This is a genomic window from Curtobacterium sp. Csp2 (assembly GCF_013347165.1).
Map to the genome: position 1 here is coordinate 3,026,238 of NZ_CP054593.1, position 23,725 is coordinate 3,049,962.

General features: G+C 70.4%; 34 protein-coding genes and 1 tRNA gene. 30 read left to right on the plus strand and 5 right to left on the minus strand.

Annotation, left to right across the window (positions count from 1 at the left end; all coding sequences use genetic code 11):
• Positions 1–2,124 (plus strand): Ig-like domain-containing protein (locus tag HUN59_RS14625; protein WP_174778751.1); only part of this gene is annotated, 2,124 nt, incomplete at its 5' end.
• A 106-nt stretch (positions 2,125–2,230) separates the two neighbouring features.
• Here HUN59_RS14625 and HUN59_RS14630 read toward each other — a convergent pair.
• Entirely contained in the window at positions 2,231–3,580 is a 1,350-nt protein-coding gene (locus tag HUN59_RS14630; RefSeq protein ID WP_174778752.1) for a threonine/serine exporter family protein, read from the minus strand.
• A gap of 389 nt (positions 3,581–3,969) precedes the next feature.
• Here HUN59_RS14630 and HUN59_RS14635 point away from each other — a divergent pair, with 389 nt between their 5' ends.
• The 3 genes from HUN59_RS14635 to HUN59_RS14645 are packed head-to-tail and all read left to right on the plus strand — an operon-like array spanning position 3,970 to position 5,197.
• Complete coding sequence (locus HUN59_RS14635) at positions 3,970–4,383, plus strand: hypothetical protein (protein WP_174778753.1); 414 nt, start codon at positions 3,970–3,972, stop codon at positions 4,381–4,383.
• Positions 4,380–4,739 (plus strand): hypothetical protein, encoded by a 360-nt coding sequence (locus HUN59_RS14640; RefSeq protein WP_174778754.1) that lies wholly within the window; start codon positions 4,380–4,382, stop codon positions 4,737–4,739. Before HUN59_RS14635 ends, HUN59_RS14640 begins: the two co-directional genes overlap by 4 nt.
• 2 nt (positions 4,740–4,741) lie before the next feature.
• On the plus strand, positions 4,742–5,197 hold the full coding sequence (locus tag HUN59_RS14645) for a DUF6941 family protein (RefSeq protein WP_174778755.1): 456 nt from the start codon (positions 4,742–4,744) through the stop codon (positions 5,195–5,197).
• Between the two features lie 77 nt (positions 5,198–5,274).
• On the opposite strand, the gene HUN59_RS14650 is transcribed toward HUN59_RS14645, so the two are convergent.
• From HUN59_RS14650 to HUN59_RS14660, 3 genes are read right to left on the minus strand one after another with little or no spacing between them, the layout of a single operon-like run.
• Entirely contained in the window at positions 5,275–6,435 is a 1,161-nt protein-coding gene (locus tag HUN59_RS14650; protein ID WP_174778756.1) for a tyrosine-type recombinase/integrase, read from the minus strand.
• Positions 6,435–6,875 (minus strand): ImmA/IrrE family metallo-endopeptidase, encoded by a 441-nt coding sequence (locus HUN59_RS14655; protein ID WP_174778757.1) that lies wholly within the window; start codon positions 6,873–6,875, stop codon positions 6,435–6,437. Before HUN59_RS14655 ends, HUN59_RS14650 begins: the two co-directional genes overlap by 1 nt.
• Complete coding sequence (locus HUN59_RS14660) at positions 6,865–7,383, minus strand: helix-turn-helix domain-containing protein (protein ID WP_302691079.1); 519 nt, start codon at positions 7,381–7,383, stop codon at positions 6,865–6,867. Before HUN59_RS14660 ends, HUN59_RS14655 begins: the two co-directional genes overlap by 11 nt.
• Positions 7,384–7,535: 152 nt before the next feature.
• On the opposite strand from HUN59_RS14660, the gene HUN59_RS14665 reads away from it, so the two are divergent.
• The 17 genes from HUN59_RS14665 to HUN59_RS14745 all read left to right on the plus strand — a co-directional run bounded on the left by HUN59_RS14665 (position 7,536) and on the right by HUN59_RS14745 (position 16,907).
• Positions 7,536–7,796, plus strand: coding sequence for a hypothetical protein (locus HUN59_RS14665; protein WP_174778759.1), 261 nt, complete (start codon positions 7,536–7,538; stop codon positions 7,794–7,796).
• The gene (locus tag HUN59_RS14670; protein ID WP_174778760.1) at positions 7,793–7,993 is read left to right on the plus strand and encodes a helix-turn-helix domain-containing protein; all 201 of its coding nucleotides are present in this window, start codon (positions 7,793–7,795) and stop codon (positions 7,991–7,993) included. Before HUN59_RS14665 ends, HUN59_RS14670 begins: the two co-directional genes overlap by 4 nt.
• Positions 7,994–8,489: 496 nt before the next feature.
• The gene (locus HUN59_RS14675; RefSeq protein ID WP_174778761.1) at positions 8,490–8,633 is read left to right on the plus strand and encodes a hypothetical protein; all 144 of its coding nucleotides are present in this window, start codon (positions 8,490–8,492) and stop codon (positions 8,631–8,633) included.
• A 68-nt stretch (positions 8,634–8,701) separates the two neighbouring features.
• Positions 8,702–8,998 (plus strand): hypothetical protein, encoded by a 297-nt coding sequence (locus tag HUN59_RS14680; protein ID WP_174778762.1) that lies wholly within the window; start codon positions 8,702–8,704, stop codon positions 8,996–8,998.
• The gene (locus HUN59_RS14685) at positions 8,995–9,387 is read left to right on the plus strand and encodes a hypothetical protein (RefSeq protein WP_174778763.1); all 393 of its coding nucleotides are present in this window, start codon (positions 8,995–8,997) and stop codon (positions 9,385–9,387) included. The genes HUN59_RS14680 and HUN59_RS14685 overlap by 4 nt, the downstream gene beginning before the upstream one ends.
• Positions 9,384–9,602, plus strand: a complete 219-nt coding sequence (locus HUN59_RS14690; protein ID WP_174778764.1) for a hypothetical protein — start codon at positions 9,384–9,386, stop codon at positions 9,600–9,602. The genes HUN59_RS14685 and HUN59_RS14690 overlap by 4 nt, the downstream gene beginning before the upstream one ends.
• Positions 9,599–10,111, plus strand: coding sequence for a hypothetical protein (locus HUN59_RS14695; RefSeq protein WP_174778765.1), 513 nt, complete (start codon positions 9,599–9,601; stop codon positions 10,109–10,111). The genes HUN59_RS14690 and HUN59_RS14695 overlap by 4 nt, the downstream gene beginning before the upstream one ends.
• Complete coding sequence (locus HUN59_RS14700; protein ID WP_174778766.1) at positions 10,111–10,620, plus strand: hypothetical protein; 510 nt, start codon at positions 10,111–10,113, stop codon at positions 10,618–10,620. The genes HUN59_RS14695 and HUN59_RS14700 overlap by 1 nt, the downstream gene beginning before the upstream one ends.
• Before the next feature lie 71 nt (positions 10,621–10,691).
• Positions 10,692–11,384 carry a hypothetical protein gene (locus HUN59_RS14705; RefSeq protein WP_174778767.1) on the plus strand — a complete coding sequence of 231 codons (693 nt, stop codon included), beginning with the start codon at positions 10,692–10,694 and terminating at the stop codon, positions 11,382–11,384.
• The gene (locus HUN59_RS14710) at positions 11,381–12,640 is read left to right on the plus strand and encodes a replicative DNA helicase (RefSeq protein ID WP_174778768.1); all 1,260 of its coding nucleotides are present in this window, start codon (positions 11,381–11,383) and stop codon (positions 12,638–12,640) included. The genes HUN59_RS14705 and HUN59_RS14710 overlap by 4 nt, the downstream gene beginning before the upstream one ends.
• 98 nt (positions 12,641–12,738) lie before the next feature.
• A complete protein-coding gene (locus HUN59_RS14715; RefSeq protein ID WP_174778769.1) occupies positions 12,739–13,017 on the plus strand; it encodes an Acb2/Tad1 domain-containing protein in 279 nt (92 codons plus the stop codon).
• Positions 13,014–13,322 (plus strand): hypothetical protein, encoded by a 309-nt coding sequence (locus HUN59_RS14720; protein WP_174778770.1) that lies wholly within the window; start codon positions 13,014–13,016, stop codon positions 13,320–13,322. The genes HUN59_RS14715 and HUN59_RS14720 overlap by 4 nt, the downstream gene beginning before the upstream one ends.
• Entirely contained in the window at positions 13,319–13,600 is a 282-nt protein-coding gene (locus HUN59_RS14725) for a hypothetical protein (RefSeq protein ID WP_174778771.1), read from the plus strand. The genes HUN59_RS14720 and HUN59_RS14725 overlap by 4 nt, the downstream gene beginning before the upstream one ends.
• Positions 13,597–14,019, plus strand: a complete 423-nt coding sequence (locus HUN59_RS14730; RefSeq protein ID WP_174778772.1) for a hypothetical protein — start codon at positions 13,597–13,599, stop codon at positions 14,017–14,019. The genes HUN59_RS14725 and HUN59_RS14730 overlap by 4 nt, the downstream gene beginning before the upstream one ends.
• A gap of 86 nt (positions 14,020–14,105) precedes the next feature.
• Complete coding sequence (locus tag HUN59_RS14735) at positions 14,106–15,287, plus strand: RtcB family protein (protein ID WP_174778773.1); 1,182 nt, start codon at positions 14,106–14,108, stop codon at positions 15,285–15,287.
• Between the two features lie 2 nt (positions 15,288–15,289).
• Positions 15,290–15,817 (plus strand): hypothetical protein, encoded by a 528-nt coding sequence (locus tag HUN59_RS14740; protein ID WP_174778774.1) that lies wholly within the window; start codon positions 15,290–15,292, stop codon positions 15,815–15,817.
• A gap of 145 nt (positions 15,818–15,962) precedes the next feature.
• Positions 15,963–16,907: a hypothetical protein gene (locus HUN59_RS14745; protein ID WP_174778775.1), complete on the plus strand. Its 945-nt coding sequence runs from the start codon at positions 15,963–15,965 to the stop codon at positions 16,905–16,907.
• Here the strand turns inward: HUN59_RS14745 and HUN59_RS14750 are convergent.
• Positions 16,904–17,137, minus strand: a complete 234-nt coding sequence (locus HUN59_RS14750) for a DUF3263 domain-containing protein (RefSeq protein ID WP_174778776.1) — start codon at positions 17,135–17,137, stop codon at positions 16,904–16,906. The two genes, HUN59_RS14745 and HUN59_RS14750, sit on opposite strands and share 4 nt — an antisense overlap.
• A gap of 151 nt (positions 17,138–17,288) precedes the next feature.
• On the opposite strand from HUN59_RS14750, the gene HUN59_RS14755 reads away from it, so the two are divergent.
• The 9 genes from HUN59_RS14755 (at position 17,289) to HUN59_RS14795 (ending at position 23,357) form a co-directional block, all read left to right on the plus strand.
• Positions 17,289–17,360: transfer RNA gene (locus HUN59_RS14755), tRNA-Arg, on the plus strand.
• Positions 17,361–17,857: 497 nt separating this feature from the next.
• Positions 17,858–18,019 carry a hypothetical protein gene (locus HUN59_RS14760; protein ID WP_174778777.1) on the plus strand — a complete coding sequence of 54 codons (162 nt, stop codon included), beginning with the start codon at positions 17,858–17,860 and terminating at the stop codon, positions 18,017–18,019.
• Positions 18,020–18,021: 2 nt separating this feature from the next.
• Positions 18,022–18,324 (plus strand): hypothetical protein, encoded by a 303-nt coding sequence (locus HUN59_RS14765; protein WP_174778778.1) that lies wholly within the window; start codon positions 18,022–18,024, stop codon positions 18,322–18,324.
• A gap of 2 nt (positions 18,325–18,326) precedes the next feature.
• Positions 18,327–18,626 carry an HNH endonuclease gene (locus HUN59_RS14770; protein WP_174778779.1) on the plus strand — a complete coding sequence of 100 codons (300 nt, stop codon included), beginning with the start codon at positions 18,327–18,329 and terminating at the stop codon, positions 18,624–18,626.
• Between the two features lie 5 nt (positions 18,627–18,631).
• Positions 18,632–18,958, plus strand: a complete 327-nt coding sequence (locus HUN59_RS14775) for a hypothetical protein (RefSeq protein WP_174778780.1) — start codon at positions 18,632–18,634, stop codon at positions 18,956–18,958.
• Between the two features lie 327 nt (positions 18,959–19,285).
• Entirely contained in the window at positions 19,286–19,858 is a 573-nt protein-coding gene (locus HUN59_RS14780) for a bifunctional DNA primase/polymerase (protein WP_174778781.1), read from the plus strand.
• Between the two features lie 40 nt (positions 19,859–19,898).
• Complete coding sequence (locus tag HUN59_RS14785; protein ID WP_174778782.1) at positions 19,899–20,273, plus strand: hypothetical protein; 375 nt, start codon at positions 19,899–19,901, stop codon at positions 20,271–20,273.
• Positions 20,257–22,026, plus strand: coding sequence for a terminase (locus tag HUN59_RS14790; protein WP_174778783.1), 1,770 nt, complete (start codon positions 20,257–20,259; stop codon positions 22,024–22,026). Before HUN59_RS14785 ends, HUN59_RS14790 begins: the two co-directional genes overlap by 17 nt.
• Positions 22,026–23,357, plus strand: coding sequence for a phage portal protein (locus HUN59_RS14795; protein WP_174778784.1), 1,332 nt, complete (start codon positions 22,026–22,028; stop codon positions 23,355–23,357). Before HUN59_RS14790 ends, HUN59_RS14795 begins: the two co-directional genes overlap by 1 nt.
• Positions 23,358–23,725 lie beyond the last annotated feature (368 nt).

A 23,725-nucleotide genomic window follows, 5' to 3' on the forward strand; every position in this document is an offset into this window, starting at 1 on the left:
CCGGCACCCCTGCTCGGCTCGCTCCCGCCCGACGCCGGCGGCTCCGGCTCCCCGACTCCGACTCCTACCGACCGCCCCGCCGTCCGCCCGACCATCGCCGACCCGGGCGACGTCACGACCGCGACCGTCCGCCTGCACGGGACCGGCACCCCCGGACACACCGTCCGGATCACCGGTCCGGGCGGGACGGGGTGCACGGCAACGGTGGGCTCCGACGGTTCCTGGGCCTGCATGGCGACGGTCCGCTCCGGGCCGCAGCAGGTGTTCAGCGTCACGGACCGCGACGACACCGCACTGGGCTCGTCGAGCGCCCCCGCCTCGGACGTCGTCGTCCCGCCGTCCGTCACCACCGCCGGTCCGACCGCGGGTCCGCTCTCGGGCACGGGCCTGCCCGGCGCGACGGTCACCGTCGGCGTCGTCGGCGCCCGCGGCGAGGCGCTCGCCACCGTGCGCGCCGACGGCACCTGGACCGTGGCGCTCGGGTCGGTCGCCGCGCAGGACGGCCGCCTCACCGTGACGGCCTCGCAGACGGCGAGCACCGCGGGCGGCTACCGGTCGGACCTCCGCAGTGCCGCGTCCACGCCGCGCACCGTCACGCTCGACCGCACGCCGCCGTCCGCCCCGCGCATCGAGACGCCGCGGTCCGGGTCGACGATCGACGCCGCGGGGACCACGATCGCGGGTACGGGCGAGCCGGGCGCCACCGTCACGGCGTACGTCGACCGCGCTCCGGTCTGCCGCACCCGGGTCGGCGACGACGGCCGCTGGCGCTGCTCGACCGAGGGTTCGGTCCTGAGCGGGGGCACGCACGCGGTCACCGCCCTGCAGCAGGACGCCGCGGGCAACGTCTCCCCGTCCTCCCCCGCGATCCGTGTCCGGGCGAGCGGCTCCACCACGTCCCCGAGCACGGCACCGGGCACCCCGTCGGGCACGGCGTCGAACGCATCGCCGACCGGTACCCCGGGCCGGACCGCGGGCGCCACGCCCGGCACGACGCCGACCGCGGGCGGCGGCGGCGCGCCGGGCAGCGCGGGCAGCGGCCCCGGCGGCACGACGGGCGGCGGCGCCGGCAGTGCGGGCGACCCCGGGAGCCGCGGCGTCCCGGACTGGTCCGGTCCCGCGGGCGACTGGGCGGCCGCGACGACCTACGACCGCGGGGTGCCGTCGCTGGCAGCGTCCTTCTCGTGGGGCACCGTCCTCGTGGCGACCGCGGTCGCCGCCGGGTTCCTGGTCCTCGTCACGACGCCGCTCGCCCTCGTCGGTGCGGCGGCGCGGGGACGCCTCCGGACCTCGTGGCTGCGCAACCCCTTCGCCGTCGTCCTCGGCCGGAACCGCACGCGCGCCGAGCGTCGCCTCGGCGACGACGTGCTGCCCACCTGGGCAGCCGTCGCGCTCGGTGTCGGGATCGTCACGGTCGCGACGCTGCTCGGCGTCGGGGTCGGTCTCGAGGCCCGCTACGTCCGCCTCGCCGTCGCCGTGCTCGCCGGCTCTGCCGTGCTCACCGCGGCCGTGGTGGTCGCGACCCACTGGGCTGCGGGGCGCGACCGCGGCACGGTCGGCTTCCGCGTCTCGCCGTGGCTCGTCCTCGCTGCGCTCGTCGCCTGCGCGCTCACCCGGACGACGGACGTCTCCCCCGCCCTGGTCGTGGGCGCCGTCCTCGTCCCGGTCGGCCGCCCGGGAGCCGACACCGGCGCACTCCGTCTCGGCTCCGGTCTGGCCGCGGGTGTCCGCAGCGCCACCGCCCGCACCGGCGCACTCCTCGTGGTCACCGCGGTCGGCTGGGTGCTGCACTCCGTCACGCCGGACACCGGCTTCTGGGCCGCGCTCGGCTCCGAGTTCGCCACCACGCTCTGCGTCGGCGGCATCGGTGCGCTGGTCGTGTCGCTCGTCCCGGTCGCAGGCTCCGCGGGCGCCACGCTGCTGGACGCGGCACGGGGCCGGTACGTCGGGTTCGCGGTCGCGTCCCTCGCCCTCGCGGCCGCGGTCTACGTCGGCTCGGCGATCCGACCGACGGGCACCGGGGTCGTCACCGCCGTCGCGACGGCCGCGGTGGCCCTCCTGGTCGTCGGCTGGTGGTGGCAGCGCAGACCCGGCGCCGCCGTCGGCGGCGACACGGCCCGCTGAACCGCGACGTCCGTCACGTGGTGCGTGCACACCGGACGGGAGGCACGGGGCGGGCCCGCCACGCGCCTCCCGTCCGGCGTCCGTCCCGTCCCGGTGACCGCCGCGCTCAGCCGACCGCGTCGGTCGCGTCCGCCCGCGGGTGCGGCGCGTTGCGTGCGAAGAGCCCGGGGAGGAGGCCGCCGATCTTCGTGCCGATGCACAGCGACACGAACGTCGCGAGGGGGACACCGAGCGCCTGCGGGTCGAACGTCGCGACCGCCACCAGCCCGACCGTCCCGGGGACGAGGAGCAGGAACGCCGGGAAGAACGACACGGTCGCCGGGATCACGGGCACGAGCCGCTCCAGCAGTCGGGTCGCGACGAACAGCAGGGCCGCCGCCGCGCCCGTCGCGACGACGCTCCCCCACACCGGCGTCGTGCCGCTCACCACGGCGTAGGCGGTGACCATGACGGCGACGGACACGAGCGTCAGCCGCCACCCGGACCGGAACACCAGGCCGAGGCCGACCGCGAGCCCGACGACCGCCACCCACGACACCCAGTAGGACGGCACGGCCTCCCACCCACCGCGGTCCGTGCCGACGCCGGCGACCTCCCCCACGAGCGCCGCGGAGGCCGGGTCGACCCGCAGTCCGGTGAGCGCGCTGCCGGCGGCGATGCCCGCGGCCATGAAGCCGAGCGTGATGAGCCCCTGGACGAGCCGCGACGACCCGGTGACGATGTCCGCCGCGGTGAGCTCGAGCAGCGCGTTCGTGATGAGCGCACCCGGGACGAACACCGCGACGGGCGCGCACACGGCGAACAGGGGCACGTGGTCGAAGCCGGTGCCGGCGGCGACGAGGCCGACGATGCTCGTCGAGACGAAGGCCCCGAGGAACGGGATGATCGCGACGGCCTCGCGGAAGCGACGGAGCACGAAGCTGATCACCCCGACGAGGGCGCCGACGCCGAGCGCGAGCAGGACCGCCCACCACGGGCAGCGGAACACCACCGCGAGGCCCGCCGAGGTCAGGGCGTTGCCGACGATCCACGGCAGGGCCGGCGGCGGCACCGTGCCCGCGCGGATGGCCCGGACGCGGGCGGGGATCTCGGCGAGGCCGATCGACCCGCTCTCCAGGCCGAGCACGAGCCGGTTCGCGCGGGCTGCCTGGCGCGAGGAGAGCTCGATGCCCTCGGCGTTCACGATCGTGGCGGCGCCCGTCGCGACCTCGCTCACCATCACGAGCGCGGGCAGGACCCCCACGGCGAGGGTCGGCCCCACCCCGGCGGCGTCGCGGGCCTTCTCGAGCGCCGAGCGGACGTCGGTGACGGAGCTGCCGGCGTCGAGGAGCAGGGCGCCGAGCGTGCCGAGGAGCATGCCGGTGGGGACGGTCTCGCCGTCGACGACCTCGACGTGGGCCTCGGGGCGTCCGAGGGCGTTGCGCAGGTTCGCGAGGGCGCTTCCGAGTCCGACCACGGACACGATGCTAGGTGGTCCTCGCAGTGGCGACGGACGGGGCGGGGCCGCCCCGTGCCTCCAGGCCGTTGCGACCCGGACGACGGGACCCGTTCCGTACCCCCGGTGGGACTCGAACCCACAACTCGGCGAATAGGAAGGGACTATCCCGCCCGTTCCCTCCTGCATCCCGGAAGTACCCCTGATCGGGGCTTATCGAGACTGCGAGCGCCCCGACAACACCCGCACTATCCCGCAGCTTCCCGAGCAAACCGGCGGGTAAGCGGCACCTACCGCGATGGCTCCGTGAGGAGCGCGGCGACCGCGGAAGGCCAGACCTCCTGGGGCGGCCAGGACGCTGCCGGATGCCGCGCTCGGCCCGGAGGTGAGCGATCCGGTACATTCGTCTGGTGGCGATGGAACTGGACGGTTCGGAGGTCGTCGTTCGGTTCTCTCCCTTCCTCCCCGATCGGCTCCTCGAGAACGCGATCGACACGTTCGTGGAGGAACAGGAGCGTGGAGACGCAAGTCCGCGGTACGGAGTCTCAGTCATCGCGGGAACCCCCGAAGACGGGGAAGATCTCCTAGACGTAGTCCGTAGGATTGTGGGAAGCTCAACGCTCAACGGCAAGAAAATCGCGATCGTGAGCGGGAATACGCTTCGGTCGCAGGGGTTTCAGCTCGTGGCCGATCCGAACGCCAAGGAACCTCTCCACCACCTGGTCGGAGACAACCCGTTCTCGGAACACCCACGGGTAGATCTACTAGCGTCACTGCTGCAGGAACGGATCACCAACCCTGCTTGGAAGGAAGGCTCGCGATGAACCAGGTGAGAGTCGAAATCGACCTGAACTCGGTGCGAGACGATGGCACGACCCGTGTTCGGCTCGCGCGCGCGGACGGTCGCATGGAGCGCGGCCAGATCGTCACTGCTTACGAGAGCGAAGATGGCGTCGCCGCGATCGCCTACGTCGACCGGGTAGACGAGGTCTCGGGCTACGCGTTCATCACGGTGAACCGGTCGTCGCTACAGGACGACGACGGGACGGTTGGCGCGCTGACCATCTCGTCCTCGAACGTCAACCGTGCCGTGGCGCAGCTGTCGAACCAGCGTGCGCGGCAAGCGTCCTCCGGTGCCAAGGTTCAGCAGAAGGCGCTGCGACGGGCGACTAGTCTTTAGGCGTGATTCAGCTCGGAGCTGCCGTCCTCTGCGACGCCGCGACCATCCGCGAGAACGTGCTGCACGTCCTGGGAGCCGGTGTCTCTCAGATGTTCCGCGGGAACTTCCCTGCACCCCTCGGCGCTGAGATAGCCCTGCTGCTCTACATCGACGGCGAGCCCAACGTCGAGGTTCAGCACCGCGTGACCGGAGAGTGCCGGCTCCGCAACTCGGACGCCGAGTCCGTCTTCGGCTTCGAGTACACATTGCGGACGGTCATCGAACCAAATCTCGGAGCCCAGTCCGTCTCGGCGATCATCCCGGCGACAGGCTTCGGTGTCCCGGAGGCCGGCGCGTACGAGATCACGATCGCCGTTGACGACGAACGCGTCGGTGCGATCCCCTTCACCGCGATCCTGGACGAGGGCCTGCCTCAGCAGCAGTTCCACATCGTCGGCAAGCGGTCCGCTTCTATGTAGACCCAACCCACTACGGCCCCACCCGCATAGCGGTTGGGGCCGTAGTTCGTTAAGGAACACGCTCGATCAGCCGCTGGTCACTCGTCGTCGCCGAACTGGTCGAGCACGTCGCGGACGTCCGGAGCCAGGTACTCGCGGGCCGCGTAGAACTTCCGGGTCACGTCGGTGCCGGAGTGGCCGAGCTGGCCGCCGGCGTCCTCGATCGACCGCCCGTCGCGGATTGCGGTCGCGACGGTCTTGCGGAACGACTTCGGGGTGATCCACTCGGGGTAGTCGTTCGCGAGCTTGAACTCGCGCCACTGCCGGCGGAGGTTCGCGGGCGACCGGAGCGTGCCGGTCGAGGACGGAAACACCCAGTCTGAGTACGCGGCCTCTCGGCGGCGGACGAGCATCTTCCAGACGAAGTCGGGGAGCTGCAGCTTCCGGAACGACGAGTCGGACTTCGGGCGCTCCTGACGGATGAGGCCGACGCCGTCGAGCTGCACCGCGGTGGCCTGCACCGTGACGAGCGGCACGTCGACGTCGAGCGTCAGGTCCGTCCATCGGAGAGCGACGAGCTCGCCGGTGCGCATGCCGGTGCCGAGCAGCATGTCGATGACGGGCGCGAGGTCGGTGGTGCGCTCGCGGCCAGCACCGTCCTTCCCTCCGTCCCACGCGCGGAGCTCCTTCCGGAGTCGCTGCACCTCGGAGAGCGCGACGACGCGCACCTCCTTGCGCTCGAGCCGGACGGACTGCGCGTCACGCACCGGGTTGGCGGCGACCGCGCCACGGCGGACGGCGAGAGCGAACATCGCGTTCAGGACGACGCGAGCGGTCTTCGCGGCCCCGGGGCCGCGGCGCTGCGACAGGGTCTCGACCACGCGGTCGATCACGGGGACGGTCGCTTCGCGCAGTCGGACCCCTCCGAGCGCTGGCAGGACGTTCACCTCGAGCGACGCCTTGTACTGCTGCACGGTCGAGGGTGCGCGGCCGAGCTTCTCGAGGACCGTGACCCACTGCGCCGCGAGGTCCGAGACCTTGCTGTCGGAGGTGAGGTCGGAGCCGTGGGTGCGCACGCGGTCGCGGAGGTGCTCGACGAGCGCGTCCTCAGCCCGGCGACCGGTCGGCCCCTGGCGGGACACCTTGCGGGTGACACCGTCGAAGTCGCGGAAGCGGGCCGTCGCGGTCCACTTGCCGGGCCCCTGCTGCAGACGAGAGATGGCACCCCAGGTGCCGAGAACGAGTGGTGGTCGCGCCATCAGCTGACCCGCCTTCCTGAGGCGTAGGTGCGCTCGCCGAATCGGGCGAGGACGAGAGACTGGAACGCCTGTACGAGATCCACGGTAACGCAGAGCTCGTCGGCGATGGCGTGGACATCGCCGCTGTACAGGCGTTCGGCGCGGGCGTACTCGACCGGCTCGATGAGGAGCCGCGCGGCGTAGGCATCCGCCTGCCGTTCGATCGGGCTGTCCGCGCCCAGGTCGCAGGTGTGTCCGTGGTGGACGTGCCCGAGCTCGTGCGCGATGACGCTGCACTTCTCGTCGGGCGTGCAGCGGATGTCCGCGTACACGCGCTGCTCGAGCGGGTTGTAGTAGCCGATCATGCCGGCCGGCATCGGCGCGTAGGTGATCCGCACCCCCAGCGATCGCGCGACCTCGCCCAGAGAGGTCCGCCGCGATCGCCCCGTGTCACTCCGCATGTGGCTGATCCACCTTCCGTTCTCCTCGCTTCGCGGCGAGGCCCATGTCCTTCTGAACGTCGGTGGTGACGTCGAAGTCCTCTTCATCGTCCGGGTGGTCACCGACACTGGCGATCGCGTCGGATCGCTCGGCGATGGCGTACGGGCCCTCGTGCCAGACCACGTGCGCTTCATCCACGGGCTCGTCGAGAACCGACGAGTCTTGACCCTCGATTCGGGCGAGGATCTCGCGAGCGAGCTCGACGTCGGTGAACCTCTTGAGTTGCAGCATGCGCGGCATCTCGTACCCGCCGTTCATCTCGTCCTTCTGCAGGTACCCGGCGGCGTAGAGCGCCACGAGCGGGCTCTCTCCGTACGCGCGCGCAACGGCGATGACTTGCTCCGCCTTCGGCTGACTCTGCCCTGACATCCACCGGCTGACCGTGCCCGTGTTGACGCCCGCAGCGCGCGCGATCATCGACTGGTTCTGCGAGATCGACCGGAGAAAGAGCGGCCAAGAGAGTTCCATCTGCACGCCCTGAACGTAGCAGCGAGTGTTGCGCGCGCGCAACAACTTCTGCGGATTAGTTCCGCGGATCTACGGGCTATGCGCGGCGACACGCCGGAAGCTACACGCGCAAGGTAGTTGCATGCGTGCAGAGACGGACGTACCTTGTCCGCATGCAGAGCCACTTCACCAACGCAACACCGCCGGGGAAGCTCGTGCTGAACGTCGACAAGCTGAACGAGCTGCGGCGGGCGCACGAGCTGCAGAGCGACTCGGACTTCGCCCGCTTCCTCGGCATCGAGCGGTCCACGCTCTACCGCGTCACCAACGGGCAGGCCGCCCCCTCGAACGGCTTCATGGCGCGCATGAAGCTCGCGTTCCCCTCGGTCTCGCTCGACTCACTCTTCACCGTAGATCGGCTGGTGGCGGTTTGAGCGGGCAGCCGGTCCTCAGCCGGGACGAGGCCGCCGCGTACATCGGCATCTCGCCGAAGACGCTCCTCAACTGGCGGTCGCTGCGCAAGGGCCCCGTCGCCGTCAAGCAGGGGCGACTCCTCGCCTACCGGCAGGCGGACCTCGACGCCTACCTCGAGCAGCACACCGAGGAGCGGCCCGGCGTCATCCGGGACTGACCCGCGCCAAGAGGCGTACCCGGTTCGACTCCGGGGCGGGTCACCAAGCGACTGGAAACGGCTCAGACCGGTGAAATCCAGCCCGCGACTGGTCTTTGAAAACCGAACAGCAACACCGCACGACGTACACGGCACCCGTCGCTGGACAACCCGTCGTCGTGCACACCACATCTTCCGTCGCAGCGACGGGGCATCACCACGAGCGCATCGCGCCGGATGCCGAACTGCTGCGACAGCTCGTCCTCAGGAGGCACCGCGTGAGCGGGGTCGGGGGCACGTCCGGATCGGCACCGGCGGCGAGCACTCCCCCGCACTCCCTAGACCCAGAAGGAGCAGTCATGCCAGCAGCACGCACCTCCGATCCCGAGACCAGACACCGGCCGCCAGTCGCGCCGATGGGTGATCGCCGCATGAAGCGCGCAGTCGTGAAGGACTGGGCGCTCGCCGCCGGCTTCTTCGCCGCCGTCGTCGCGGCCATGTTCCTGCCATCCGCCCTGTGACGGACGGCCCCGCGCCCCGTCGCTGGCGGAACACGCTCCGCTCGAAGCGCGCCATCGAACTCCGCCGCGACCTCGCCGCACCGGCTGAGGACCTCGAGCCGACCGACTGGTGGTGCGAGGACGCGGACCCCGAGACCTGATCTACCCCACCAACGACGAAGGCCCAGCGCTGCAACGCCGGGCCTTCAACTCCCGAAGGAGCAACACAGTGACTTCCGTCACCCTCTCACACCGCGCCGACATCCGCGCGACCCGACGCCGAATCCGCCGCAAGGCGACGCGCGACATCCGGATCGTCCACCGCAACATCCGCACCGCGGCGAGCGGACTCGGCTACGCCCTCCCCCGGCTGGCGAAAGAAGCCGCCATCCCGCTCCGCCGGGTGCTCGCCATCCGACTGCACATCGGCAGGCAGATGACCATCGACGAGATGTTCGCGCTCATGTCCGCGGTCCAGCTCGACGTCGACGGCCTCTTCGCCGGAACTCGCGAGGTGACGGCATGAGCTTCCAACCGACCCGGGCCGAGCGCCAGAAGTACGCGGACTACGAGGTGGTCGTGAAGGACGCGAAGACCCACAAGGTGCACGTCACGGTCGAGGACGGCGTCGTCATCCGGTGGACCTGTGAGATCCACCGATACCCGTCGTCCAAGCACTTCGTCGTCTTCGTCTACCCGGGCGTCACCGACAAGGAACGCGCGTCGATCGAACGCCTCGCGGCGAACCTCCCCCGAGGGGAGTGGGCGCGGGTCCCGGATGCGTGGTTCCGCCGCAAGCACCGCACCACGGGCCGGATCTTCTACTGGCAGAAGCGCGGCAGCGAAGCGCCCGACCCGTTCGCACAGCTCGAGCTCGAGCTGATGATCGACGCCGACCAGAGCGTGCACCAGTGAGCGACGCCCTGCCCGTCACCGTCGAGCAGTTCGAGGACGACCCGCCCACCGTCACGGTCGCACTCGACCAGCTCCCCCACACCGAGTGCGACAGCTCATCCCTGTTCCTGTCCCCCGAGCGAGCCGACGCGCTCGCCGCGGCACTCACCTCCAAGGCCGCCGACGCCCGCGCCGGCCGCATCGACATCTCCTACACCGAGGACGACGACGCATGATCAATCAGACCCCGATCGACACCACCCCGAACACGCCCCTCGACGCCCTCAAGGGCGCGTACCTCCGCGGCCACGACCGCATCAGCTCCGCGATCGACGACCTCGTCGGCGGTCTCGGCGTCGACGAAGACCGCTCCGGCATCGGCATGCTCGACGACATCGACCACGCCCTCGCCGTGCTCGTCTGCGAGGCGCTCGGGTACGACAAGCCCGACCGGAACTGGGTGCCAACGCGTGAGAGCGCGCCGGCGCTGTACCGCTACGACGACGGCTCCCCGATCGTCTACTCCGTGCCCATCGCCCCGCACACGACGATGGACATCTGGCCGCGGTTCGACACGAAGGACGACGTGCAGGCCGTCCTCGGGTACTCCCTCGACCAGGCGTTCCCCTCCGACGAGGAGCGCGCCGCCCGCCGGGACTCCAAGGAGCTCGCGCAGCGCGAGGGCCCGGCGATCGACACCACCACCGCCAGCGACCCGCGCTGGACCCTGGGAGGTGTCCGCTGATGCCGTACGTCATCCCGATCCCCAACACCCTGTCCGCCGGCGCACGGCAGGCTCTCACCGACATGCTCCACGCGGGCGTCGAGACAACGAGCCTGCTCGACACCGGTCCCGATTCCGGTTGGACCGACGACGACGCCCTCGCCGCGGCGCAGGAACTCGACCGAGCAGGGTTCGGCCGCGTCGACGGCTCTGCGTTCTACCTCACCGTCGAGCCGCGGAGCATCCCCACGCTCGAGACGGACCTGCTCGACGACATCGCCCCCGCGGTCGACGCCCTGCAGGCGGCCTGGGGCGCGACCTGCAGGCTGCCGTACGACGAGCACCCCGCCGCGGCCCCGAACCCGTTCGGCATCACCTCGCGCGGCACCCTGTACAACGTCCTGCTCGTGCTCCTCCTCGCCGCCCACGAGCTCCGAGGGGAGATCAAGAGCCTCCCCGCGACCGTGCAGTTCCCGCTCGTCGCGCAGTCTCTCGCACGGCAGCTGCTCAGCGACGCGGGGATGCGGTGACCGGAGGCGTCCCGGTCTCGGAGGCCGTCTCGGAGGACTTCATCAACCTCCGGGCGGCCCTCGTGCGCCGGATGGACGGCAACGCGAACCACGCGATCGTCTGGCAGCGCATCTGGTTCCGCACCTCGGTCCGGAGCCCGGAGGCGTACCAGCGCGACGGGCACCGATGGTGGCGCGCGAACCGCGACGACATGTCCGCGGAGACCGGCCTCTCGAAGGACCAGGTGAAGCGCGCCTACCTCGCGCTCGAGGCGAAGGGCTACATCGAGGGCGTCGAGCACGGCTTCGGAGGATCGAGCGACCACACGAAGTCCTACCGCTGCGTCACCTACCAAGATGGCCGGGCGGAATCGCCCAGCGGCCGGGCGGAATCGCCCGATCATGATCGGGCGAATTCGCCCGATCTTCCTTCTCTCAAGAAGAAAGAAGAACTCCCGCATCCGCCTCCGGCGGCTCCGGACTCGCGCTTCGAGGAAGCGTGGAAGCAGTGGCCCCGCAAAGAGGACAAGGTCCGGGCGCAGCAGGCGTGGAAGTCGGTCGTCAAGAACCGGCTCCTCACCGACGACCAGCTTGCCGACGCCGTCATCGCTCACGCCCGCGGTCACATCGCCCGGGGTGACGAGAAGCGCTTCGTGAAGTACCTCGCCTCGTGGCTGAACGCGAAAGCGTGGCTGAACGAGGTTCCCGCACCCGAGGGCCCGCACGCCGGCGCACCCCGACAGCCCGCGTACGCCGGCAGAGAGGAATACACCCCACCCGAATGAACGACATCGATGACCTGCCCGCCTCCGAGCTCGCCGTGCTCGGAGCGGTCATGCAGACCAACGGCCGCGCGCTCGACCGCATCGCGGTCACAGGGCGCGACTTCCAGGACGGCCGCCACGGCGCGCTCTTCGACCTCATGCGGAAGCGCCACGACGTCGGCGAGCCCGTCGACCACATCACGATGCTCATGCTCCCGGGCGTCGACGTCACGTATGTCGACAGGGCGCACGAGATGGGGTGGGCGCACGGCGTCGTCGAGGTGCACGCCGAGGCGGTCGCGACGGCTGCGCTCCGCCGCCGGCTGAACGGCGTCGGTATGCGTCTGCAGCAGCTCTCGGAGGCGTCCGAGACGTCGCAGGCTGACCTCCGCGAGATCGCGTACGGCTACCTCGACGACGCGATGAGCTCCGTCGCGTCGAAGGTCGCGTACCTCGGGGACATCCTCGAGGACACGGTCTCCTACATGACCGAGCAGAAGCGGTTCGTTCCGACGCCGTGGCCGAAGCTGAACAGCATGATCGGCGGCCTCCGCCCTGGCGCGCTGTACGTCTTCGGCGCACGGCCTGGCGTCGGGAAGACCGTCGTGGCGCAGGCACTCGCTCAGACCCTCGCGAGCCAGGGGCAGGGCGGCGTCTCGTTCAGCTCGCTCGAGATGGGCCGCTACGAGCTGCACCAGCGGTTCATCGCAGCGAACAGCGACATCACCCTGTACCGGATGAAGAACGGCACGCTCAGTGAGCGCGACGTCGCCACCATCCACGAGCGCCGCGACTACGTCTCACCCCGAGTCGCCGTCGACGACCGCTCCTCCGTCGGACTCGCAGAGATCCGGCAGCACGCCCGACAGGTGCAGCACGACGGCGGCCTCGCCGGCATCATCGTCGACTACCTGCAGCTCATGGAAGGACCGGCAGGCAGCAACCGGCAGGAGGTCGTCGCCGGCTTCTCCCGCGGGCTCAAGATCCTCGCCCGCGACCTGCAGGTGCCCGTCATCGCGCTGTCGCAGCTGAACCGCAACAGCGAGTCCACCGTGTCCGGACAGCCGAAGCTCTCCGACCTCCGCGAGTCCGGCGCGATCGAGCAGGACGCCGACCTCGTCGTCCTCCTCCACCGCGAGAAGGACCCGCAGACGCAGAAGCTCGACGAGTACTCGATCACCTTCGACGTCGCGAAGAACCGCCACGGCGAGACCGGCATCGTCCGCCTCGACTGGAACGGCGGCCAGTCCACCATCACCGACGGTCAGGGCTACTGACCACCCACCGCACACCGCGGCGAGCGCCGACCCCAATTCCACCGGGGCCGGCGTTCCCTGCATCTACCCGCGGCGCTCGCCGCAGACAGGACAGCACCATGCCCCAGATCCCCGACCACTTCATCGCCGACTTCGACAGCGTCGAGACTCCGGCTGACGAGCGCATCACCGGCGCGACCAACCTCGCGGAAGAGCGCTTCTTCACGGCCTCGGAGAAGCAGGAGGTCGTCACCCTGCGGAAGCTGATCCAGGAGCTCGGCACCACGATCGACCTCGTCGTGCCGCCCGGCAGGAACAAGGCGCTCGCGCTCACCGCGCTCGAGGACGTGCAGATGCGCGCCAACCGCGGCATCTTCGCGCCGGAGCACCTGCGATGAGCCGGCCCCGCACACCAGACCAGTTCCCGCGGATGAAGGTCCGCGGCGGCCGTCGCCGGCACGACGCGTCCTTCCGCGAGGCGTGGCGCGGCGTCGGAACCGCGGCCGCCGGCCTGGGCGCAGCGTTCGTCGAGATGCGCGTCCGCGCGGGCGAGTTCGTCTTCACCATGCAGGCCGTCCGTGCAGCCCTCCGCGCCTCGTTCTGGCTCGCTCGTCGCCGGGCCCGCGACCAGTGGATCTCCCGCCGCATGCTCCCCGCTACCCCGTCTCCGTGGGCGGCACCGATCTGGAAGGACACCCGATGATCCGTACGACCATCACGACCCTGCAGTGGTGGCTTCTCTGCACCCTGATCGTCTTGAGCGGCGGTGCCTACCACCTCGTCGAGAAGCACTTCGGTGGCTGGTGGTGGCTGCTCGTCGTCACGATCGCCGACGGCCTCGTCCTCGTCATCCTCCGTGCCCGGTTCGAGGAGCCGTGGGAAGCCCGCGAGCGACGCATCGAGGCGGCGAAGCGGCGAGCGTCCCGATCGTTCTGGCGTGGTGCACGCCGCCTCGCTCGAGCACAGGGACGCAAGCGGTGACGGTCGACACCGCCGAGCTCGAGACCTACGCGAAGCTCCTCGACGCCGAAGCGGCCAGCAGCAGGGCACTCGGGATCCACGAGGACTACACGAAGTTCTACAACGACGCTGCATCGAAGCTCCGTGAGGCGTCGTCGGAGATCGTCGCGCTCCGCGCAGCACTCGACGCCGCCCCGCACGGCACCCTCTGCGGCTTCATGATGTCGCTGCACCAGGAACCCTGCAGCTGCTGGAAGAGCGTCGCACCACCGCCGCGGCGTCCGCTGGATCTCACGCAGGTCAACCGACTCGAGGTCATCGGCCCCGAGCATCGCGAGCTCGTCGTCCGTTCCTCCGAGCAGATCAACGTCGCCCTGCACCTGCAGGACGACGGCCACACCCTCAAGATCACCTACCGCGACGTCCTCACCAGCGAGTAGTCCCACCACCACCACCACACGGCGAGCGCCACCCCGACCCCGGGGCACGGCGCTCGCCGCGTCTCATGACCAGGAGGTCACAGACCATGGAGCAGATCACGAAGCGCCTGATGAACTGGGCGAGCATCCTCGAGCCCGACACCCGGGCGCAGGCGGAGCGGCTGTCGCGCATGCCGTTCGTCCACCCGCACGTCGCCCTCATGCCCGACGCGCACCTCGGGAAGGGCGCGACCGTCGGGTCCGTCATCCCGACCGCCGGTGCGATCATCCCCGCCGCGGTCGGCGTCGACATCGGATGCGGCATGATCGCCGTCCGCACGCAGTGGACCGAGAGCCACCTCCGAGAGGTGGTCGGGCAGGACGGCCTCCGATACCTGCGTGAGCGCATCGAGCGCGCCGTGCCGCTGTCCGCCGGCAAGTACAACCAGCGAGTCGAGATCTCGGCGCTTCCGCGCGTGGTCGAGCTCCAAGAGCTCGCCGCCGAGGCTGACTTCGCTCCGGACCTGTACGCCTCGAATTGGCGGCTGCAGCTCGGCACGCTCGGCTCCGGAAACCACTTCATCGAGATCTCGGTCGACGAGGAGGACCGGGTCTGGCTGTTCCTGCACTCCGGTAGCCGCGGCATCGGCAACAAGATCGCCCAGCACCACATCCGCGTCGCCCAGGAGCTCGCCGAGCAGTACTTCATCCCGCTCGAGGACCCCGACCTCGCCTACCTCGTCGAGGGAACCGTCGAGTTCCAGCAGTACATCGCTGAGCTCCGGTGGGCGCAGCACTTCGCCCTCCTCAACCGCGAGGAGATGATGCACCGCGTCATCGCGCAGGTCGAGCTTGTGACCGGTGCCGCGGTCGTCGAGTCCGAGCGGGTGAACTGCCACCACAACTACACGACCCAGGAGCGCCACTTCGGCAAGGACGTGTGGCTGTCCCGAAAGGGCGCGATCGACGCCTCCGACGGCACGCTCGGCCTCATCCCCGGCAGCATGGGCGACCTGTCCTACGTCGTCCGCGGACGCGGCAACCGCCTCGCGCTCAACAGCAGCCCGCACGGGGCCGGCCGGAACTACTCCCGCTCCGCCGCTCGCCGCACCTTCACCCACGACCAGCTCCGCGAAGCCATGGCCGGGATCGAGTACCGCGACACCGACGCGTTCCTCGACGAGATCCCCGCCGCGTACAAGCCGATCGACGTCGTCATGCAGGACGCCGCCGACCTCGTCGACGTCGTGCACACCCTCCGCCAGATCGTCAACGTGAAGGGCGACTAACGATGAACCGCACAGACGCACTCGCGGCTCTCGCTGCCGCCAACATCCCGAACCAGGATGCCGAGGCCCAGCTGTTCACGATCGAGCGGGTGCTATCCCGCCTCGGCACCAGCTTCGAGCAACACGTCGACCTGCTTCGCAACAGCGCGAACCTCGAGGTGCGGGTCGACTACCTGTCCGGCCTGTTCGGGCACGAAGCCGCCCGAGCAGCTCACGTGCTGTTCACCGCCGTCGAGCACCAGGACCGCCCTGTACCGCCCGCGGTCTGGCCAGCGGAGAGCAACGCGCCCGTCACACACCCTGTCTCGTCAGCGGTACAGCGCGCGCTCGACGACTTCGACGCCCGCCACCTGTACGAGCGGGATGCGGTCCTCGCCCCGTACGGCTTGACGAGCCACCACATCGCGCACCCCGGCTACCGCGAGGTCGAGGTGGCAACCGCGGCGACGCCCCCCGACCCCTACAGCCGAAAGCTGCACCCCGTCGAGCAGACGTACGTCGACCGCAAGAAGCACAACGCGGCGAGTTGATGCTCGAACCCCTCCACCAGCCCGGGGAGCTCTGCGCACCAGAGTGCAAGGAGCTCCCCGAGCTGTGCCCCAGCAACACCCCACCCCCACCACGACGAGCGCTCCGGAACCGACGCGCTCGCCGCAGCACCCGCAAGGAGCGCAGTTGAGCACCGATGTCTCCCACGACACCGACACCACCGCCACCGTCGTCCTCGACGCCGCCGTCGCCGCCTCGTTCGTCCGCGCCCGGCTGACGAACGCCGCCGACCACGTCGCCTACATCCGCGGCCTCGTCGCGCCAGGTAGCGCGCAGCCATCCGACGGGCAGCCCCGCAGCTCGAGCACCGAGCCGCCCCTCCCGATCCGCGTCGACCCGCTCGAGGCATCCGACCGGGTGTACGCAGACCTGCTGAACTGGGTCCGCTACTGGGCGGCCGAGCTGTCGATTCAACCGCCCGTCGCCGCGGTGTACGCGTGGGCGACGGACGGCGGCCCGCAGGGGTTCCGATCGACCGTGACCCCGCTCGGCGCGTGGGGTCTCACGTCGACCCTCACGACGTGGCTGCTGCTGCACCACGACACGATCCGCGAGCAGCCCGACTCCGACGAGTACTTCGTCCAGGTCGACGACATGCTCGGCCAGCTCCGGGGCCGCTTCCCAATGCGCGCACCGCGGGCCCGACCGACGCTCGCGCGAGCATGCCCCGTGTGCGGCAACGAGACGATGACGATCGAACGCCGCGGCGAGACGGACGGCGGTGTCGCGGCGAGCATCGCGCTCGTCTGCAGCTACTGCGCGTTCGAGGGCGACGCGAAGGCGCTGACGAAGGACCGCGACGTCCGCACCCTCGTCGGCGACATCCGAGTCGAGGAAGCACCCGAGCCCGCCGAGTGGTGGACGAAGCAGCAGGCCCTCACCGAGATGCGGCTCACGTCGCAGACCCTCAACCGGTACATCCGGGAGGACGGCCTCGCCACCCACACCAAGGCCGGCGTCGTCTACGTCCGCGCCGAGGACGTGCGGGACCTCTGGCGCAGCAAGCGGATCCGGGAACTCCGGAGCATGCGCCGCTGGGTCGGACCAATGCCCGAGCCGGTCGAGTGCTAGAAGCGGCGGGCGGCGCGGCGGGCAACCCCCGCCGCCGTCGCCCGCTGCACGCGGTGCGCGACGACCGCATGCTCGGCGAGCACGTCCTCACGCTCCACGAGTCGAACGAGCAGCTGCCGGTACCGGACCCACGACATCGCGAACACGGTCCGGATCGCCGCTTCCTTGCGCCGGTCGTCGCGCGGGTGCGCCTCCTCGAACTCGAGAATGCGCCGCTCGTCGTCCGTCATGCCCGCATCCTCCACCAGACCACCGACACGCCGGATCCGCGCAGTTGTGCGGGTGTTCAGATCCCGGTTAGTATGTCCGTGACATCGCATGCCCGCCCGGAACTCTCCGGCGGGCATTACTTGTACCCGCCGCTCCCACGCGGCCGGTCACGCGCCCCTAGCTCAGCGGAAGAGCACGCGGCTTCTACCCGCACGGTCGGCAGTTCGAATCTGTCGGGGCGCACGCACAACCCAACAAGCGCTGGTGCCTCCGCAGACGCATACGGAGGGGTAAGCCGGGTGCGCGACCCGGACCCACAATCGCGGCGCAGGCCGCACGCAGCACCGGTTGCCCTCAGGCCGCCGCTGCCGCACCGCCGTCGAGTGGGCGGGCCTCGCGTCGTCGTAGGCCACGGCCTCGCGTCCGCCCACTCTTCGTGCCCCTCCGCTTCCCCATGCCCCGCCGACACGCACCGCTACCGCACCGGCCGCCGGCACCGCCCTCGGGTGGAACACCGGCCGCCCAGCGACTCCACGCAGGCGGCGCGAGGCATGGGGACCACCACTCCGCCGCGCACCCCGAGGCACAGCAGCTGACCACACGCTGCAGCCCGGCCGGAACGGCATCCACCTGGGGGCGTCAACGAGGCATCACAGTCACCTCGAAGGACGTTCACGACGGCGTCGACCTTCTCGCCGAGACGCACCTGCGCCCCCACTCACACCACCGAGGAGACGACCGTGACGCTCACCCAGATCCGCGCGCTCCTCAAGAGCATCGGCATCAAGTCCACCGCGTCGATCGACCGCGTCGACGTGAAGTACCTGAATGGCAAGCCGATCGGCATCGACGTCATGCTCACCGACGGCGGCCTGCACTACATCCCCACCGAGGAGAGCTGACGATGTCCGACGATGACGCCCCGATCTCCGGTGGCTACATGTCGTGGGACGACGAGCGCCGGGCGCGGTTCGACGAAGCCCGCGAGCGGGCAGCGAAGGCCATCGCGGACATGTGCCGCATTCACACCGAGGACGACCACACCGACGACCCGCCCTACGTGCAGGGATGGGTCGCGGTCGCCGAGTGGACGAACGTGGAGTTCGAGCGCAACAACGCGGGTGGGCGGTACATCTTCTCGCCGTACGGGCAGATGCTCTCGGTCGGTGCTGGCCTCGCCGACTGGGCCCGCAGCCGTCACCTCTAGCCATGCCGTGGGAAACCAGCGACCGCCGCTTCCGCCTGCCGAAGAACTGGCCCCAGCTCAAGCAGCAGGTGAAAGCCAGAGCGCACGGCCTGTGCGAGGCGGCACCGCACGACCCACGCTGCGACGGCATCGGCACCGACTGCGACCACGTCATCGAGGGCGACGACCACAGCCTCGACAACCTGCAGTGGTTGTCCGGTCCCTGCCACCGCGCGAAGACCGGACGAGAGTCCGCCGCCCGCAACCGTCAACGTGCCGAGCTCCGGCACCGCCCCACCGAACAGCACCCCGGAAGGAAGTAGCCGCCATGGCCGCACCCCGCAAGACCCAGGCCGAGACCAGCACCACGCCGATGACCGACGAGGAGAAGGCGCGCGTCGCCGCAGCCGAGCAGCTGCCGGAGCCGACGCCCACCCCGCCGACCGAGGTGGAGAAGGCAGGCGTCGAGCCCACCGACACCGAGCAGGCGAACGCAGCAGCCGACGTGATTGCTCACGCTGGTGACGACGGGACCGAAGAGGTCACGCTCGAGAAGGACGCAGGCGGACACCGAGCCGGCGACACCATCACCGTCACCCACGGGGCCGCCGCCTACCTGCGCGAGCAGGGCTACGTCCTCGACGACGAGGACTAGGCCAGCGTCACCACCGACCGGTAGGGTGGGCATCGGGTCGAGGACGAACGAGATCACTCGGACGAACCTCCCCGATCCCCTCCCAACCGACGACGCGACGCCGCGACCGGGGTGGGGGGGGACTCCCCGACGAAGGTCGGTCTCACCGCCGGATAGCAACTCTCGTCCTGCGTGCGCCCCTTCTGTGTTTTTCCCGCCACGAAAGCCCTGTTCAGAGGCCGATTCCGCCTCAGATCGGCCGATCGGCGCGCTCATGCAGCCCCTCGGCATGCCCACTACTTCCGCATGATTACGCCACTTATCCGTTTCATCGGGTAGAATCGGACCATGACGACGACCGGGTGCGAGGAGTGCGGCGCTTCGCTGCGACTGCTGCGCGCAGGTGCCCGCTACTGCGGGTCGAACTGCCGTCTTCGAGCCCACCGACGGGCCAAGAGCGCCGGAGACCTGCCCGCCGAGATGAAGTCGCAGCGCCGGTTCGTCCGGCACACCAGCACGAAGCGGCCGATCACGACCACGGGCCGCTCGGCGTCATCGACGAACCCTGACACCTGGTCAACCCACGCCGAGGCGATCGCCTCCACCGCGGGGACCGGCATCGGCTACGTCCTCGGCGCTGGCATCGGCTGCATCGATCTCGACCACTGCATCGCCGACGGCAAGGTCGCCGCCTGGGCGCAGGACGTCGTCGACGCCAACCCCGGCACCTACATCGAGATCTCACGGTCCGGTGAGGGCCTCCACATCTTCGGCCGCCTCGACGAGGCCGCCGGCCGCAACTTCCGCGATGGCGAGCGCGCGATCGAGTTCTACTCGACCGGCCGCTACATCGCACTGACGGGCAACCGCTTCGGCTCTGCCCCGCTGCGTCTCGCCGCTCTGCGCGTGCCGACGCTGTAACCGCGCCCCGGTGGCGCATCTCGCGTCCCCGGAGGGCATCATGACCGACACCACGAAGCCGCCGACGCCGCGCGCCCTCAAGGCCGCCGGCAAGAAGCTGTGGCAGGAGACGGTGAAGGTCTACGACCTCCGGCAGGACGAGCTCGAGGTGCTCCGCGCGGCGTGCGCCGAGGCGGACCTCATCGTGAAGATGGCCGCCGAGCTCGACGGGGAGCCGCTGACGACGTCCGGGTCGATGGGCCAGACCGTCGCGCACCCGCTGCTGTCCGAGATCCGGCAGCACCGAGCCACGCTCGCCGGGCTACTCGGCCGCCTCAAGCTGCCCGACGTCGACGGCGCTGCCGAGGCAGCCCCGAACCAGAACCGCTCGGCGGCGAACTCGCGATGGGCACTGCCCTATGGCGCGAGCGCGTAACGCCGCCTCCCAGCTGACCACCGAGACCAGCGAGTACCGCGAGATCGAGTCGTGGTACCGCGACATGCTCGACCGCACCCCGCCGCCGGCGGACCTCGACTGGGAGCCGGTCCGGATCGGACCGACCTGGGAGTGGACCGCCGACGGGTGGCGGCTGCCCGAGGCGACCCTCGGCTGGGAGTTCATGGCCTGGTGCGGCATGTGGCTCCGGGGCAAGAAGGGCCCGTGGACCTACACCCCCGAGCAGGCACGCTTCCTGCTCTGGTACTTCTCGCTCGAGACCTCCGGCGAGTTCGACTTCCACTCCGCGGTCCTGCAGCGCCTCAAGGGCTGGGGCAAGGACCCCGTCGCCGCGACCCTCGGCGCGGGACACCTCTTCGGCCCGACGCTCTTCGACCGCTGGGAGGGCGACCGCCCGATCGGCCGCGACAACCCGAACGCCTGGGTCCAGATGGTCGCCGTGTCCCTGCAGCAGACGCAGAACACGATGAAGCTCTTCCCCGCCCTGTTCAGCCCCGAGGCCCGCCGCCGCTACGGCGTGCAGGTCGGCCGGCAGAACGTCTGGGGCATGGGCGACACCCGCCAGATCGAGGCCGTCACGTCCTCCGTGATGGCGATCGAGGGCGGCCGCCCGTCGCTGATCGTCCGCAACGAGACGCAGAACTGGAACAGCTCCAACGGCGGGCACGCGATGGCCGGCGCGATCGAGGGCAACGCGGCGAAGTCGGAAGTCGGCTCGCCCGCCCGCATGCTCGATATCTGCAACGCCTACCGGCCCGGCGAGGACTCGGTCGGCCAGCGCGCCCGCGAGGCGTACGAGCAGACCGTCGGCGAGAACGCCCAGTTCATCGACTTCGGTGTCCTCTACGACTCCCTCGAGGCCCCGCCCGAAGCGCCGCTGACGATGGACGCCGCCCCGTCGGTCGTGAAGGCCGTCCGCGGCGACGCGGTCTGGCTCGACGCCGAGGGCCGCATCAAGAAGTCGATCGCGAACCCAGCGAACAGCCCCAGCGAGTCGCGACGGAAGTGGTACAACCAGATCGTCGCTGCCGAGGACGCGTGGACGGAGCCGGCGGAGTTCGATCCGCTCGGCGACCCGGACGCGGTGCTCGAGCGCGGCGACGAGGTCGTGCTGTTCCTCGACTGCTCGAAGTCCGACGATGCGACCGCCCTCGTCGGCTGCCGCATGTCGGACGGGCACGTCTTCACCGTGGGGATGTGGCAGCGGCCGCCCGGCAAGCGCGGCGACGGCTGGCTCGCACCCCGCGAGGACGTCGACGCGGCCGTCGAGCACGCCTTCGACCTGTACCGGGTCATCGGCTTCTTCGGTGACCCCTCGCACGTCCTCGACGACGAGACCATGGACCGCTACTGGGACCCGCTGTTCGACAAGTGGCACCGGGAGCACCAGCGCGACCTCCGCGTCTGGGCGTCCGGCTCGAAGGGCGGCCGCGGGCACTCGGTCATGTTCGACATGTCCGCCCGGGACAACGCCCGCGACTTCGCCTCCGCCGTCGCGTTCACGCTCGAGGAGATCCGCTCCGGCTCGTTCACCCACGACGCCGACGCGCGCCTCCGCCGGCACGTTCTCAACGCCCGCCGCTACCCGGTCCAGGGCTACGTCTCCATCGCGAAGGACGGCCGTGAGTCGAAGAACAAGATCGACCTTGCCGTCTGCATGGTCGGTGCCCGCATGGTGCGCCGGCTGATCCTCAACAACCACGCTCAGAAGAGAGGCGGCCAGGTTTGGTGATGTCCAACGAGAGCGTCGTCACGCTCGCGCAGAAGACCCTCATCCCGAGCGCGCAGCTCGAGTGGCAGCGCCTGACCGACCTCGACAACTGGCTCCGCTGGACGCCGGAGAAGGTCTCGCTCCCGCCTCAGGCGAACCAGGAGCACCGGGGCCTCCGCGACATCTCGGAGACGCCGTGGCTCGCCCTCGTCGTCACGACCGTCGCGCAGCAGCTCGTCGCCGAGGCGGCCCGGTCCACCACCGGGCGCGACCTCGCGGCGTTCTGGGCCCCGTGGCTGAGCAACCGCATGCCGTCCCGACAGCGCGCGATCCACCGCGCCGCCCTCGGCTACGGGTACGCGTACACGACCGTCACCCCGGGTGTCGTCGACGGGCCCGATGGCAAGCGGAAGACCGCCGCTGTGATCCGCGGCAGATCGCCCCGGGACACGTTCGCGGTCTACCAGGACGCCGTCGAGGACGAGTACCCGATGTACTTCCTCCGCAAGCGCGGCTCGCACTGGCTCGTCTACGACGAGGAGGCCGTGTACACGCTCGGTCAGGAGAGCACCGGGCTCACGTTCATCACGTACGACGTGCACGGTGCCGGCGTCACTCCGGTCGTGCGGTACTCGAACCAGATCGACCTCGAGGGCCGCACTCCGGGCGAGGCGGAGCCGCTGATCCCGCTCGCGAAGCGGATCAACAAGGACACCTTCGACCGGATGACGGCGCAGCACTACAACTCCTGGAAGGTGCGCACCGCGGTCGGACTCGAGGACCCGAAGACGGAGGAGGAAGCACAGCAGCGCAAGCTCCTGCTCCGCCAGAACGACATCCTCACGGGTGGCGAGGGCGTTCAGTTCGGCACCCTCGACGAGACCAAGCCCGACGGGCTGATCGCGTCCGAGGAGCGCGACATCGCCACCCTCGCCGCGGTATCGCAGACGCCGACGCACTCGCTCACCGGCGACATGATCAACCTCTCCGCCGACGCCATCACCGAGGCCCGCGCGATGCTCGACATGAAGGCCGGCGAGCGGAAGGTCGGCTTCGGCGACTCCCACGTGCAGAGCCTGCGTCTCGCCGCGCACGTCGAGGGCCGGGCCGAGGACGCCGCGGACTTCAACATCGTGATGGACTGGACCGACTTCCAGTCCCGCTCGATGAACCAGGCCGCCGACGCGCTCGGCAAGCTCGCCACCCAGCTCGGCATTCCGCCCGAGAAGCTCTGGGACCGCATTCCCGGCGTCACGCCCGACGTCGCCGCCGACTGGGAACGCTACAAGCGGGCGAACCCGGACTTCGAGCAGCAGGTCGCCAGAGCGCTGCAGGCGCAGGGCGGCAGCTGATGGCGCTGACGGTGGAAGGGGTCGCACTCACCGAGGCGAACCGCCGCCGTCAGCTCGCGATCGCCGCCCGCGCGGCCCGCGTCGGCATGGTGCTGTGGAAGGACCTCGACCCGAAGAATCTCGACGGCTCCGGCCTCCGCTGGCTCGCCGAGAACGTCGCCCTCGCCAGCGCCTACTCGTCGCAGTCCGCGCAGACCACGAGCGCCTACATCTACCGCTACCGCGACGCTGAGGGCGTCACCGGCGCGGGCCCGATCGTCACCCCGACATTCGACGCGGCGCTGACGGCGCAGATCCTCCTCGTCGCCGGACCCGTCCGGGTCAAGAACCTCGTCGCCGGCGGCATGTCCGGATCCGCGGCGCTCGCC

Excerpts from the sequence above, each read along its gene's own strand:
- HUN59_RS14640 (WP_174778754.1), top strand. The coding sequence starts at position 4,380 with ATGAACCAGGTGAGAGTCGAAATCGACCTGAACTCGGTGCGAGACGAT.
- HUN59_RS14650 (WP_174778756.1), bottom strand. The coding sequence starts at position 6,435 with ATGGCGCGACCACCACTCGTTCTCGGCACCTGGGGTGCCATCTCTCGT.
- HUN59_RS14655 (WP_174778757.1), bottom strand. The coding sequence starts at position 6,875 with ATGCGGAGTGACACGGGGCGATCGCGGCGGACCTCTCTGGGCGAGGTC.
- HUN59_RS14660 (WP_302691079.1), bottom strand. The coding sequence starts at position 7,383 with ATGGAACTCTCTTGGCCGCTCTTTCTCCGGTCGATCTCGCAGAACCAG.
- HUN59_RS14665 (WP_174778759.1), top strand. The coding sequence starts at position 7,536 with ATGCAGAGCCACTTCACCAACGCAACACCGCCGGGGAAGCTCGTGCTG.
- HUN59_RS14685 (WP_174778763.1), top strand. The coding sequence starts at position 8,995 with ATGAGCTTCCAACCGACCCGGGCCGAGCGCCAGAAGTACGCGGACTAC.
- HUN59_RS14695 (WP_174778765.1), top strand. The coding sequence starts at position 9,599 with ATGATCAATCAGACCCCGATCGACACCACCCCGAACACGCCCCTCGAC.
- HUN59_RS14700 (WP_174778766.1), top strand. The coding sequence starts at position 10,111 with ATGCCGTACGTCATCCCGATCCCCAACACCCTGTCCGCCGGCGCACGG.
- HUN59_RS14705 (WP_174778767.1), top strand. The coding sequence starts at position 10,692 with ATGGACGGCAACGCGAACCACGCGATCGTCTGGCAGCGCATCTGGTTC.
- HUN59_RS14710 (WP_174778768.1), top strand. The coding sequence starts at position 11,381 with ATGAACGACATCGATGACCTGCCCGCCTCCGAGCTCGCCGTGCTCGGA.
- HUN59_RS14715 (WP_174778769.1), top strand. The coding sequence starts at position 12,739 with ATGCCCCAGATCCCCGACCACTTCATCGCCGACTTCGACAGCGTCGAG.
- HUN59_RS14720 (WP_174778770.1), top strand. The coding sequence starts at position 13,014 with ATGAGCCGGCCCCGCACACCAGACCAGTTCCCGCGGATGAAGGTCCGC.
- HUN59_RS14725 (WP_174778771.1), top strand. The coding sequence starts at position 13,319 with ATGATCCGTACGACCATCACGACCCTGCAGTGGTGGCTTCTCTGCACC.
- HUN59_RS14735 (WP_174778773.1), top strand. The coding sequence starts at position 14,106 with ATGGAGCAGATCACGAAGCGCCTGATGAACTGGGCGAGCATCCTCGAG.
- HUN59_RS14740 (WP_174778774.1), top strand. The coding sequence starts at position 15,290 with ATGAACCGCACAGACGCACTCGCGGCTCTCGCTGCCGCCAACATCCCG.
- HUN59_RS14750 (WP_174778776.1), bottom strand. The coding sequence starts at position 17,137 with ATGACGGACGACGAGCGGCGCATTCTCGAGTTCGAGGAGGCGCACCCG.
- HUN59_RS14765 (WP_174778778.1), top strand. The coding sequence starts at position 18,022 with ATGTCCGACGATGACGCCCCGATCTCCGGTGGCTACATGTCGTGGGAC.
- HUN59_RS14770 (WP_174778779.1), top strand. The coding sequence starts at position 18,327 with ATGCCGTGGGAAACCAGCGACCGCCGCTTCCGCCTGCCGAAGAACTGG.
- HUN59_RS14775 (WP_174778780.1), top strand. The coding sequence starts at position 18,632 with ATGGCCGCACCCCGCAAGACCCAGGCCGAGACCAGCACCACGCCGATG.
- HUN59_RS14780 (WP_174778781.1), top strand. The coding sequence starts at position 19,286 with ATGACGACGACCGGGTGCGAGGAGTGCGGCGCTTCGCTGCGACTGCTG.
- HUN59_RS14785 (WP_174778782.1), top strand. The coding sequence starts at position 19,899 with ATGACCGACACCACGAAGCCGCCGACGCCGCGCGCCCTCAAGGCCGCC.
- HUN59_RS14790 (WP_174778783.1), top strand. The coding sequence starts at position 20,257 with ATGGCGCGAGCGCGTAACGCCGCCTCCCAGCTGACCACCGAGACCAGC.
- HUN59_RS14795 (WP_174778784.1), top strand. The coding sequence starts at position 22,026 with ATGTCCAACGAGAGCGTCGTCACGCTCGCGCAGAAGACCCTCATCCCG.